A 12,408-nucleotide genomic window follows, 5' to 3' on the forward strand; every position below is an offset into this window, starting at 1 on the left:
GCGTACGCCGGCTGCCATCACCTCAGTTCATAGTTTGTGCAACTATACACAGTGATGCTGTCCCTGCAAACACGTGCCCCGAGCCGGTGCTGCGGCATCGTCATCGGCCCCTACTATGCAGGTCACGGGCGCTTTTGACGGAGAATATTGTGTGCGCTCGATTACATTTTCTCTTGCATTGTATGCGTTCACTACCAGATAGATGAATGTATGCGTTCGGTGACAATCCACTACCCTGTGGGCATGGCCACCCTGGCGACGCTCGTGGTGCGAACGCCCGGCTCGTTGGCGAGTGCCATCGCGGGCCGCCGCGACCAGCTCGGGCTGACACAGCAGGCGCTCGCCGACGCGGCTGGGGTGTCGCGCAAGCTGGTCTGCGACGCAGAGGCGGGGAAGCTGACCATCCAGCTCGACGGCCTCGTGAAGATCTGCACTGCGCTCGGCTGTGATCTCGTCATGCGTGAGGCCGATCCGGCACGGCTGGGCTTCGACGACGCGTTGGCACCGTTGGAATGACGACTGCGGAGCTGCGCGTGCGGCTCGGCGGCGAGACGGCTGCCGTTGTCGAGCGGGGGACCGGCGGACTCAGCCTGTCCTACGACGCCGGCTATCTGGCCTGGGCCGATGCGGTGCCGCTGTCGCTGTCGCTGCCGTTGCGCGCCCGGCCGCACGTCGGGCCGCTCGTCGAGACGTGGCTGGACGGGCTGCTGCCGGATCGCGCCGTCGAACGTGAGGAATGGCGCCGACGGGTCGGGGCGGTCTCAGCGAGTCCGTTCGGCCTGCTCAGCACGCCCATCGGCGGCGAGTGCGCGGGCGCGGTCCAGTTCGAAGGGACGATCGCGGGCGCGCGCCGGCAGCTCGGTGAGCAGCCGAGCCGCAGATCCGCCTTGGAGCCGGTCTCGGAGACTGATCTCGGCGCGGTGCTGGCCGAGATGAGCGAAGGAGCATTGCTGGGCGGGTGGCGCGACGATCCGCTCGCCAGCTTCAGCCTCGCAGGCACCATGCCGAAGCTTGCAGTGCGGCACGGCAGGGCGCCATGGTGCAAAGCGATCGGCGACGAGCCCACCACGCACATCCTCAAGCCCTCGCTGCCCCGGTACCCCGGCCAGGCGGTCGGCGAGCACCTCGCGCTCTCGACTGCGCGGCGGCTGGGAATCGAGGCGGTGCGCACCCACGTTGCTCTCATCGGGGGCATCGAGACGCTGGTGGTGGAGCGCTTCGACCGCTCCCTGCGCTCCCCCGGCGGCGCCATTGCGCGCATTCATCAAGAAGACCTCTGCCAGGCGCTCGGGCTTCCGCTCGGAGAGCGCTTCGAGCGAGACGGCGGCCCGGGACCGGGCGATGTCGCTCGACTGCTGGCGATGCACAGCAGCGACTGCAGTGCCGATCTTCGGTCGTGGTTCAGGCGGCTCGTGTACTGCTGGCTGATCGTGGCGAACGACGCCCATGCCAAGAATCACGCTCTGCTGCACCTTCCCGGCGCCGTCTGCCGGCTGGCACCCATGTACGACACCGAATCGTGGCTGCCCTACACCGACGTCGCAGCGAGTGAGATCGACCTCGCCATGTCGCTGGGCGACGGCTACCAGGCAGGCGACGGCGCCCGCATCGCCGACTGGCAGCAGCTCGCACGTGATTTCGGCGTGGACCCCCACTGGGCTGCCGCCGAGGTGCAGCGCATCGCCCGGCACGCCCCCGCGCATCTCGAAGCCGCGATCGACGCCTTGGGGGAGGCCGTCAGATCGAGCGGCATGCCGGCACGATTGCTCGACGCGGTGGTGCTCAGGAGCGAATCCGTCCTGGCAGATCTCTGAATGCTGCCGGGCGGTCAGGTGCTGGTGTTCCAGTCGACGCCGTCGGGGGAGCGCGGCCAGCAGGTGAGGGCGCCGTCGGCGGCGATGGCGCAGGTGTGGACGTCGCCGAGGGCCAGGGCGCTGTAGGTGCTGGTCGACGTGTCCGGCTGCGTGCCCCACTGGTGGCCCCAGCAGGCGATCGAGCCGTCCGTGGCAATGGCGCAGCTGTGGCGCGGGCCGACCTCGACCGAGGTGTAGGTGCCGGCGGGCGCATCGGTTCGCCCGTAGCGGCTGTGGCCCCAGCAGGTGACCGCGCCGTCGGTGGCGATGGCGCAGCTGTGGTTCGGGCCGAGCGCGACCGCGGTGTAGGTGCCGGCGGGCACCCTGGTCTGGCGGGCGCCGTTGTAGCCCCAGCACGTGAGGGTGCCGTCGTCGGCGAAGGCGCAGCTGAGGTCTGCGCCGGCGGCGATGGCTGTGAAGGTGCCCGACGGGGCGCTGCTCTGCCCCGAGCGGTCATCACCCCAGCAGGCAACCGTGCCGTCGTCGGAGAGCGCGCAGCTGTGATCGTCGCCGGCCACGATGGCCGTGTAGGTGCCCGACGGGGCGTTGATCTGCCCGTAGAAGTTGTAACCCCAGCAGGCGACCGTGCCGTCGTCGGAGAGCGCGCAGCTGTGATCGTCGCCGGCCACGATGGCGGTGAAGGTGCCCGACGGCGAGCGGGTCTGGGAGAGCGCGTTGTCTCCCCAGCAGGTGATGGTGCCGTCGGTCCCCAGGGCGCAGCCGTGATAGGCGCCGACGGCGATGGCGGCGAAGGTGCCGGCGGGCGAGCCGGTCTGGGAGTGCTCGTTGTCTCCCCAGCAGGCAATCGTGCCGTCGTCACCCAGCGCGCAGGCGTGATAGTCGCCCAGGGCCACGGCGGTGTGGGCGCCTGCCGGCGCGCTCGCAATCTCATCTCGGTCGAATCCCCAGCACACCGCTGAACCGTCGGTGGAGATGGCGCAGGAGTGCTCGGTGTAGGTGGCGACTTCGGTGTAGGTGCCGTCGGGCGGGTCGCTCTCGCCGTAGTTGTTCTCTCCCCAGCACGACAGCGTGTCGTCGGTGGCGACGGCGCAGGTCTGCCCGTTGCCGGCCGAGACCGACTTGTAGGTGCCCGCCGGGGCGTTGGTGCGCCCGCTGGTGCTCTTGCCCCAGCAGGTGATGGTGTCGTCGGTGGTGATGGCGCAGGTGTGCGCGTGGCCGGCCGCGACCGACTTGTAGTTTCCGGCCGGAGATCTGGACCGCCCATCCCAATGGTGGCCCCAGCACTTCATGGTGGTGTCGGTGCGGATGGCGCAGGTGTGCACTTCGCCGGCCGAGATGGCCGTGAAGGTGCCCCGAGGCGCATTGGTCTCGCCTTCGTCGTTGTAGCCCCAGCAAGCGATCGTGCGATCGGTCCGCAGGGCGCAGACATGCTCCCAGCCGAGGGTCACGGCAGTGAAGGTGCCCGACGGGGCGTTGGCCTGGCCGAAGGCGTCGTAGCCCCAGCAGGTGAGGGTGGCGTCGGTGGCAATGGCGCACGAGGTCCGGCCGTTCGCCGCTATCTGGGAGTAGGTGCCTGCCGGGGCGTCGCCCTGGAAGAAGGAGTTGTCCCCCCAGCAGGCGATGGTGCCGTCGGTGCGGATGGCACATGCGTGGATGGAGCCCGAGGCCAGCGCCTTGAATGTGCCTTCGGGCGGGTTCGCCTCGCCAGAGGAGGCGGGGCCCCAGCAGGCGATGGTGCCGTCGGCGCGCAGGGCGCAGGTGTAGGCCGCGTGGCCGGACAGCGTCGTGAATCCGGTGCCGGCGGATTGGCCGATGGGTCTTTGGACGGTGGCTTGGGGCGTGTTGCGCAGCATGCGGCCGTCGGCGGTGCACACCGCGAGGTCTGTTGCGCAGTCGGTTGCCGCGGGGAGCGTCACGGTCACGTCGCCGGGTCCGTCGGGCGCCACGGTGAGCTCCCAGGTCTTTCCGGCTGGCGACACTTCTGAAGCCGTGACAAGCGAACCGCCGGTGACCGTGAGCGCGTCGGCCATCGACCCGTCGGTGACCTGAGGGTCTGCTTCGTCAAAGTTGAGCCGCAGCGTGAACTGGGATGATCCGTCGTGAGCGTTGGGGATCCTCGAGAACCATGCGCCCGGCGGCGCCTCGCTGCGCTCGGGGAGCGCGTCGGTTGCCGCGCTGAGCGACACGTCCAGAGTGCTGCCTGCTGAGGATGACAGCACGCCGTCGGTGGGCCACCAGTACGTGCCGCGCAGCACCAGCCCGTTCGGCACCTGGCTCTCGGAGGCGGTGAACTGCTGGCCGTCGATCTCGAGCACGAACTCGGTGTCGAGCGAGGCACGCAGGCCCAGGTACAGGCCGCCGGCGATCTCCGCGAGCACCATGACCTGGTAGGTCGTGCCGTCGACGTCGAAGCGATCCGGCGACAGCGAGCCCAATCGTGCCCAGAGCGAGTAGCCCGCCGCGCCGTCGGCCGCTTCCACGTCCAGCGACGCAGACCACACCTCGGCAAGGTCGGTGCCGGTGCCCGTGCCCGTGCCGGGGTCGGTGCCGGTGCCCGCGTCGGTTCCGGTACCGGTGCCGGTGCCCGCGTCGGTGCCGGTGCCTGTGCCTGTGCCGGTACCCGGGTCTGAGCGGCCGTCGGTGGTCGATTCCGTCGATGCCCCTCCGACCGGCTCCCCTACCGGCTCGGACAGCTTGAGCTTCAGGCGGTACCGCACGGCACTCTCGGACTCCACCCGCACCAGATAGGTGCCCGCCGCCAGGGTCAGGCTGAACCGCTCGTCGGATTTTCCGAGCTCGACGCCCGAGCCCAGTACCTCGCCGAGGGCGTCGTCCAGGTACACGTCCGCGTTGGCGGTCAATCGCCGCAGCACCACCTCCACCGACTTCGGCGAGGACAGCTCGAACCGGTACCGCTCAACGGCGCCGGCTGCGTCGTCGATGGTGCTGTTGACGACGGTCTTGGCCTCGTCGGTGATGTCGCCCAGCTCCGTTGCGTCGGGGATGTCGCGAAGCTGCAGGTCCGGGGACGCCCCCAGAGCCGTCGGCGTCGGCACCAGCAGGCCGGCGCCGAGCACCAGCGCGATGACGCCCCGCGCCGCTGGTGCGATCCGTCGCGTACGCAGCGGCTTCCTCGAGTGCATTGGTCGATAGTAATACTCGTTATTTGATCAGCCGGATGCTGAGCGGTCGAAGAGACCAATTCATGCGGTGTGATAGTCGTTATAACTACGATATGTGCTCGTGCCCCTCTCCGACCACGGCGACGCCGAGCATTCGAGCACTGACAGCCGAGGCGATCACAACGACGTTCAGGACGTTCAGGACGAAGCGGCAGTCGCGCAACGCCTGATGGACTCGGCGATCAGCGCATTCGGCGGCAAGGGTTTCCTGTCTGCCTCGGTATCGGAGATCGCCCGGGAAGCCGGCACCGACGCCGACGCCGTCTATGCCCGCTGGTCCGACAAGCGGGAGCTGTTCGATGCGGCCTTCAGGGAGATCACCGAACGGCGGATGCTGTTGCTGATCAAGAGCGCTCCCGTGCCGGCGACCTCGAAGCTCGCCATGCTCGGCGACAGCCTCCTCACGACACGGCGGGACAGCACGCGCAACATGTGGATCGAGGCGTGCGCGCTGGCGATGCGAGACCCCGACTGGCGCCCGGCGCTCTCGGAGTCGCTCGATGTCGAGGCGCGGGAGATCTCGGAGATCGTGGAGGAAGCCAAGAAGGCCGGCGAGATCGACGAAGACCTGAGCACGACCGCCATCGTGTTCTTGTGCCAGGCGCTCGGCCTGGGAAGTCATCTGGTGGCACGCTCGCTGGCGAGCCACGGATCCGAGCCCGATGCCGACGACTGGAGCTACTTCGTCGGGCGGCTGATCCGCGGTCTCGCACCGCGGACGTGACGGTCTGTTGCAGGGCAAGAAGGGGCAAGAGATAGTAGGGGTTACTGCAACAAGGGCTGCCTGCCTGTGAAATTCCGTTGCTTTCTGACTCATGACGCGCCCGGTCTGTGGCTAATGTTGGCGCAGCATGCAGGCTCCATCGACATCGGATGCACCGGCGTCGACCGGTACTCGGCGCGCTTCGGACATCTCGACCGACCGCATCCTGGACGCAGCCGCCCAGGTCTTCGGCGAGAAGGGGTACGAGGCGGGTCGGGTCGCGGACATCGCCCGACGAAGCGGTCTCACGACCGGCGCGATCTACTCGCGATGGCTGACGAAGCGCGAGCTGTTCCTTGCTGCGGTGGAGCACCGAGGGCTGACGAGAACCGAAGTGGTTTCCGGCCAAGCCGAGCTGTCGGCCACCGACAAGCTGGCGACACTCGGCGCCGGGCTGCTCGGACCCGATGAGGCCGAGGCCCGCAATCTCATGCTCGAGGCGTGCGTGATGGCGAGGCGGGATTCGTCATTGAGCGCAGACGTGGCGCAATCGCTCGACGTCGAGGCCGCAGTGCTGGCCGAGGTAGTCGAGCAAGGCAAAGCGGCGGGTGAGATCGACGAGGCCCTGAGCACGGCGGCCATCGTGTTCGCCTGCCAGGCGCTCGGCCTCGGCGCTCGTCTGGCGGCCGCCGCTGAGCCTCGTGACATCGGGCTTCCCTCAGCCGACGACTGGCAGGAGCTGATGACGCGCTTCGCCGAGTCCATCGGCCCGTCGCAGCCCTAGCTCGTCTATCTCAGCAGGCTGCTGGCTGGGCCGAGCACCGTTGCCTGGGCGCTGTTGTGCAGGCTCACGCCGTCGGCTGTGCACACCGCGCCGGGTTGGTCGCATGCTGTGCCGGCGGGCAGCGCGATGGTGATGTCGTCGGGTCCGTCGGGCTGCACGGTGATCGACCAGATCTGTGTCGAGCCCGCTGACACCCTGGACACGCCGGTCACGGCGCCGCCGGTCATGGTGAGTGCGTGGTCCATCAGCGTCGTCGCGGTGATGGGCAGTTCCCGATCGAATTCGAGCCTCAGGGTGAACGGCTTCGCGCCGTTATGGACGCGGGGAACGCGGTCGAAGTAGGCGATCGGCGGTGCCGTTGTCCGTTCGCCCAGCGCTTCCGAGCCGACAGCGATGCTGACGTCCACCTCGTCGCCGCCCGCCCAGAGGTCGCCGTCGGTCGCCCACCAGTAGCGGCCCCGCCCGGCTGAATAGGGAACCAGGCTCTCGCTGGCGACGAACTCGGCGTCGCCGAGCGTGAGCGTGAAGTCCGTCTCGGTCGGGCGGTCCATGATCACGAAGAGGCCTTCTGCGAACTGCGCGATCATCAGCATCCGCACCGTGGTGCCGTCCAGCGGGAACCTGCGGTCTGGCAGGACACCGAAGCGCGCCCAGCTCGAGAAGCCCGATGCAGGCGGCTGCGTCGAATTGTTGACCCCCACCGTGAGCGTCGCCGACCACACCACCGAAGCGTCTGCGTCAACCTCATCGACGATGTCGTCGACGGGTGTTTCGTCCACGTCGGTCACGATCACGTCGATGTCGAGTTGGACTGGGAACTTGCCGTCGGACACCTGCACCCGTACCTCGTAGGTGTTGTCGCCGTCGGCATCGGCGGGGGCCTCGAAGTCAGGTGGCAGCTTGAAGCTCAAGGTTCCCGATTCGGTCAACTCGAAGAGTCCGTCGTCAGGGCCGGCAGGCTGCGGCAGCGACCACACCAAGCGGGCGCCCTCGGGGTCGTCCGCAGTGAGCTCGCCCACAGCGTCCGTGCCGTTCTCGGCGAAGCTCATCGTGGCGGGACCCCACAGCGTCGGTGGTTCGTCCACATTGAGCACCCGGGTCTGGAGCGACTCTGATGTCGTATGCGTTCCGTCGGTGACCTCCACGGTCACGTCATAGACATTGTTGTCGTCGGCGTCGAATCGGTCCTCGAAGTCGGGCGGCCACGCGAACTCCAATTGCACGTAGGGCCCGTAGCGGGCGAGCAGGTCGGGATCGAGGTCGGTGTCGTTGAGCACGAAGTGCGCCGCATCGTCGCCCGACAGTGACAACTGCAGCGTGCCGTTCTCGGGATCGGTGGGCACGAACAGCCAGGGCGCGAAGGTGTCGTTCTCGTATGCGCTGTCGAGCCGCTGCGGCTGCCCGGGTGTGCCGAGGATCCGCTTCCGGCCGACATCGGGCGGCTCGTCGACATCGGTGACGTTCACCGTCACCTCGATGGTGTCGCTGTAGCCGTCGGGTGCGGTGGCCGTCAGGTGGAATGTGTAGGCACTGTGGGTCTCGTGGTCGAGACTGGTCTTGGTGCTGAGCTGTCCGGTTGCAGTGTCAAGGGTGAACTTGGCGGCGTCTGCACCGACCGCGGCATAGGTCAGCGTGTCCCCGTCGGCGTGGGTCGCAGCGATCGGGTCACCGATGGCCACCCCGGCTGCGGTGTTCTCCGCGACGCTGCGCGTGCCGGTCTCTGCCGGGTCGAACCGCGGCGCGTTGACGGCGCCGTCGGTGCTGCCGGTGACCGATGACGACCAGCCGCCTTCGCCTTCCGCGTTCACCGCCCGTACCTGAAAGTCGTAGTCCACCCCGGCGGTCAATCCCACGACGGTGTGCTCGAGCGTCCCCGATGACCACACATCGGTCTCGACCGTCCAGTTGGCGTCGGCCTTGTCGGCGGCATCGCTGCGGATCCAGCGCAGGTCATAGCCGGTGACCGGCGACGCGCCGGCATGGTCGGGTGCGTCCCACGACACGGTCACCGGATCGGTGACGCCGTCCACCGAGGTGATGTCGGGCGGACTGGGCATGTCACCGTGGCCATACACGGTGAGCGTCCACGATTGAAGCGTCGACGCGCGTCCCCCGTTGATCCGGTCGCGGAAGCGCAGGGTCCACTCCCCGCCGGGGGCCTCGCCGAGATGCCGCGCCGAGCCGAGCCGGAAGGGACCTTGGGATGGCCACAGTGCTGCCCAGTGCGACTTGGAGAATTCAGCGGAGGACACCAGAAGTTCCGAGACCGCTCCCTGCGGTGACACAAGCTCCATTTCCAAGTGCCTCACTTGAGGCGCACTCATCACGATGTTCACCTCGACGAACTCGATGAACGCGAACTCATGTCCCATCGTTGCAGTGGATTCCGCGAACGTGTCCGAAGCTTGAGCCCCCACCGTCACCGGGACGCCAGTCGCCGTCACCGTGTGCGAACGCAGCGGCCCGACATTCGTCCAGTCCTTGGCCAGCTCCACCGCCGCGCCGGCGTCGACGACGCCGAAGCCGTAGCTGTGGCTGAACTCGTAGTTCTCCCCCGCAGTCCCGTACTTGGCCGCGCCGGTTTCCCAGCCGCCGTGGTCGGGATCGTTCTTGCGGGCCGACGCAGCCAGGATCAGCTTGACATCGCGCCAGCCCAAGTCGGGGTTGGCAGCCCGAACCCATGCCGCCACGCCGGCCGCTATCGGCGCCGATGCGCTGGTGCCCCCGAACGTGTCGTAGCCGTTGTTCAGCACGGTCGTGAGGCCCCCGCGCTGAGAGCCGCCGTTCGATGGCGCGCAGACCCACAGCGCGGCACCCTTCTCGGAGTAGCCGCTCCTGATGCCGTTGTGGTCGACCGCGCAGACCGTCGCGACGCCGTAGAAGTTGGTGTACTCCTGCAAGTTCACGTCGTCGAAGCCGGGGCCGCTCCCGCCGTCGTTGCCGGCCGACCATGCATAGAACGTGCCGCGGCCCGAGTCGCCGTGCGTCAGGCCGTACTCGACCGCCAGCTCCCAGATGCGGGGTGCCCGCAGCGGGCTTCCGCCGTTGCGCCACCCCCAGCTATTGGTGCTCACCGCGATGTCCTCGGCATCGCGTGAGGCGGCGTCGGCCGCGTTGATGTCGCTCGGGGCCTGCAGCACGTTGAAGCTGCGGATGGTCGCCCTGGGCGCTACGCCCCTGATGCCGATGCCGTTGTCCCGGCCGGCCACCAGACCTGCCACCGCCGTGCCGTGCCAGTCCGGCCGGGCTCGCTGCCCTTGCGCCACGAAGTAGTCGTAGCTGTTGGCCGTATCCAAGTTCTCAACGAGATCCTCATGGTTGGGGTCCACGAGGCCGTCCACCACCGCGATGACCACACCCTCGCCCAACGTGGTCTCCCAGGCCTTCTCGACGTTGATGTCCTCGCCGGCGGTCCCGCCCGTCTGACCGGTGTTGGACAGGTGCCACTGGCAGCCGTACAGCAGGTCCTGCACGGTCGAGCTGTCAGAGCTGCACCGGTCGATCAGTCGCTGGAACTCGACATCCACGGCTGCCGACACCGCGTACGCCCCCGTCGAGGCCGGCCCGTCGAGGCCGCTCGCGCCGCTGGTGTCGACCCGCAGGTAGTAGGTGCCGGCGACCAGCGTGGGGTTCACCTCAAACGTATTGATGGCATCAGGGCCCACTGCGAAGGCCTGGACGCCATCGGCGATCTCGTTGCCGTCGCTGTCGAGCAGGACGCCGTTGATGCCTGCTGTGGCGCTGGCAGCCCGGATCTCCACGCGCTTGGACTCGTCGATGTCGATGCGGAAGTAGTCGACATCGGTGGGCGAATCGATGTTGCCTCCGGCCGCTCCTTCCAATGGCAGCGGCGCGGCGTCCGACAGCGACGAGCCTGGCTCGGTCACCCCATGCACATGCAGCGTGTACGGACCGCTCTGGTGGTCGAGGAAGTAGCTGACCGTCACGTAATGGGTGCCGGCGTCCAGCCGGCGGCGGATCACGAACGAGCGCCGATGCTGCAGCTGGCCGTCGTCGCTTGCGGCAAGCAGCTGCTCGCCGCTGTCGTACAGCGCTCCCACAGTGTTCTGGATGTCTGCGGTGGTGTAGATCAGAACGTCGGTCGCGGTGCCAATGTCCAGCCGGTAGTAGTCGGTCGCGTCGGTGCCGCTGTCGATCATCGCGTTGGCGGAGCTGTTGAGGGCGATCGGGGCCGCGTCGGCGAAGCCGGTGGTGTTCACATTGCTCTCGGTGTGCAAGGTGTACGGCCCGGTGTCGCCGTCGGTGGCGGACACCGAGATGTAGTAAGTGCCCGCGTCCAGCGTGTTCCACAGCAGGAAGTTGTTCAGCGTGGTCAGGACATACGCCTCATCGAAACTGTCGATTTCGAGGCCGCTGTGGTCGAGCAGCACTCCGGCCGTGTCCAGATCGCCGGTGGTGTAGATCAGCACCTCTCGCCGTTCGGGCACCGTCAGTTCGAAGACGTCGACGTCGGTTGCCGAATCGATCACGCCGGCGACGGATGCGTCGAGAGGCAACTCGACGGCGGACGAGACGGAGTCGCCCACATCCGCCGTCCTCAGCGTGGCCGGATCCGGTGCCTGCGCGGTCGCGGACCGGGTCGCGGCCAGCACGCCCAGCACTGCCGCAACTGCCGCTAATGCCCACAGCCAGCGAGTGCTCGATGGCGGATTCGGCGGCGTCGACGCACTTGATCGCATAGCCGCCTTCCTCCGGAGATCGGAACCGACACGTACGACTCCGGCGGATCAGTGCTGGTCAGCGTGCCTTTCCGGACGATAATAGTTGTTACCATGTACATCACTCGCAGCCCGTGGGCGGCGAAGGCATCGACCGGCGAACACGATCCGAGGAGAGGCATGTCGACCAACGAAGGCAGATCTCGACCGACACAGCGGCGCCGGCTGCTGGTGTCCGCGGCGGTGCTGGCGCTGCTGTTAGCGGCAGTTCCGTCCGCGGCCTTGGCTCAGAGCTCCACGCAGACCTCGTGCCAGAACGAGCTGTACAGCCGTGACCACAGCAAGGACATCGACTTCGGGCCCGATGTGGAATGGCCCCGGGGCGCTTGGGGTGACGGCGACACGCTGTGGGTGGTGGACCCCCTCGAGGACAAGATCTTCGCCTACGACATCACGGCTGGGGACACGTTCGGCGATCGCCTGACCGGCAAAGACATCGACATCTCCGCCGATTCACACAGCGCTCGCGGCATCTGGTCGGACGGCTTCTGGATGTACGTGTCCAATGAGTTCAACACGGATTGGGACCACAACACAGCCAATGTCAAGGCGTATCAACTGAGCGACGGCAGCCGCGCCGCGTACCGGGACTTCGATCTCTACGAGTACAACAACGATCCGCGCGGCTTGTGGTCGGACGGCGACACCTTCTGGGTGCTGCAGCCCAATACGACCGTCCGCAATGACGATCAGGAGATCATCTTCCAGGCCAAGAGCAAGATCTACGCGTACAGCGCCGGCAACCAGAATCAGCTTGGCTCAGTCCCGGGCGCCCGTCAGTCCAGCAAAGACATCAACAACCTGTTCTCCGACGGCACCATTGCGGGCGGCCTGTGGTCTGACGACACCACGATCTGGACGACGTCGACCAACGTCAGCACCGACGCCAATGACAACGGCATCGGACGGGTGTACGCCTTCACGCTGTCCAGCGGAGCGCGGGACTCGAGCAATGAGTTCTACCTGCAGAGCAGCCACTCCGCCCCACAAGGTCTGTGGTCTGACGGCGAGACGGTGTGGATCGCCGACACGTGGGACGACAAGTTCTACGCCTACCACATGTGCGGCTGGCGGGCCGGCGGCGTGTAACGCGCCGAGATCGAACAGACCGTCCCATTCGCTCCTGTTGGGGCTTGCGCGGGAAAGGACGCGACCAGATGACTCACATTGCACGCCTACGGACTGC

Annotated in this window: 7 protein-coding genes; 5 read left to right on the plus strand and 2 right to left on the minus strand. The window is 67.5% G+C overall.

The features are described 5' to 3' along the window. The first annotated feature begins 243 nt into the window (after positions 1 to 243). Both ACOGI5_RS04000 and ACOGI5_RS04005 read left to right on the plus strand, forming a co-directional pair. Positions 244 to 516, plus strand: a complete 273-nt coding sequence (locus ACOGI5_RS04000) for a helix-turn-helix domain-containing protein (protein WP_419863181.1) — start codon at positions 244 to 246, stop codon at positions 514 to 516. Beyond that, the gene (locus ACOGI5_RS04005; protein ID WP_419863182.1) at positions 513 to 1,814 is read left to right on the plus strand and encodes a HipA domain-containing protein; all 1,302 of its coding nucleotides are present in this window, start codon (positions 513 to 515) and stop codon (positions 1,812 to 1,814) included. The genes ACOGI5_RS04000 and ACOGI5_RS04005 overlap by 4 nt, the downstream gene beginning before the upstream one ends. 14 nt (positions 1,815 to 1,828) lie before the next feature. Here ACOGI5_RS04005 and ACOGI5_RS04010 read toward each other — a convergent pair whose 3' ends face one another. Further along, positions 1,829 to 4,957 carry a pre-peptidase C-terminal domain-containing protein gene (locus ACOGI5_RS04010; RefSeq protein ID WP_419863183.1) on the minus strand — a complete coding sequence of 1,043 codons (3,129 nt, stop codon included), beginning with the start codon at positions 4,955 to 4,957 and terminating at the stop codon, positions 1,829 to 1,831. Between the two features lie 100 nt (positions 4,958 to 5,057). On the opposite strand from ACOGI5_RS04010, the gene ACOGI5_RS04015 reads away from it, so the two are divergent. Further along, positions 5,058 to 5,720: a TetR/AcrR family transcriptional regulator gene (locus ACOGI5_RS04015; protein ID WP_419863184.1), complete on the plus strand. Its 663-nt coding sequence runs from the start codon at positions 5,058 to 5,060 to the stop codon at positions 5,718 to 5,720. 127 nt (positions 5,721 to 5,847) lie between these two features. After that, the gene (locus tag ACOGI5_RS04020) at positions 5,848 to 6,483 is read left to right on the plus strand and encodes a TetR/AcrR family transcriptional regulator (RefSeq protein ID WP_419863185.1); all 636 of its coding nucleotides are present in this window, start codon (positions 5,848 to 5,850) and stop codon (positions 6,481 to 6,483) included. 5 nt (positions 6,484 to 6,488) lie between these two features. Here the strand turns inward: ACOGI5_RS04020 and ACOGI5_RS04025 are convergent, their stop codons facing one another. After that, the gene (locus ACOGI5_RS04025) at positions 6,489 to 11,183 is read right to left on the minus strand and encodes a S8 family serine peptidase (RefSeq protein ID WP_419863186.1); all 4,695 of its coding nucleotides are present in this window, start codon (positions 11,181 to 11,183) and stop codon (positions 6,489 to 6,491) included. Positions 11,184 to 11,342: 159 nt separating this feature from the next. Here ACOGI5_RS04025 and ACOGI5_RS04030 point away from each other — a divergent pair, with 159 nt between their 5' ends. Further along, positions 11,343 to 12,311, plus strand: coding sequence for a hypothetical protein (locus ACOGI5_RS04030; protein ID WP_419863187.1), 969 nt, complete (start codon positions 11,343 to 11,345; stop codon positions 12,309 to 12,311). Positions 12,312 to 12,408 lie beyond the last annotated feature (97 nt).

This window comes from Candidatus Poriferisodalis sp. (genome assembly GCF_965208925.1).
Lineage (GTDB): Bacteria > Actinomycetota > Acidimicrobiia > Acidimicrobiales > Poriferisodalaceae > Poriferisodalis.

Coding starts and splice junctions, on each gene's coding strand:
- ACOGI5_RS04025 (WP_419863186.1), bottom strand. CDS start 11,183: ATGCGATCAAGTGCGTCGACGCCGCCGAATCCGCCATCGAGCACTCGC.
- ACOGI5_RS04005 (WP_419863182.1), top strand. CDS start 513: ATGACGACTGCGGAGCTGCGCGTGCGGCTCGGCGGCGAGACGGCTGCC.
- ACOGI5_RS04000 (WP_419863181.1), top strand. CDS start 244: ATGGCCACCCTGGCGACGCTCGTGGTGCGAACGCCCGGCTCGTTGGCG.
- ACOGI5_RS04020 (WP_419863185.1), top strand. CDS start 5,848: ATGCAGGCTCCATCGACATCGGATGCACCGGCGTCGACCGGTACTCGG.
- ACOGI5_RS04030 (WP_419863187.1), top strand. CDS start 11,343: ATGTCGACCAACGAAGGCAGATCTCGACCGACACAGCGGCGCCGGCTG.
- ACOGI5_RS04010 (WP_419863183.1), bottom strand. CDS start 4,957: ATGCACTCGAGGAAGCCGCTGCGTACGCGACGGATCGCACCAGCGGCG.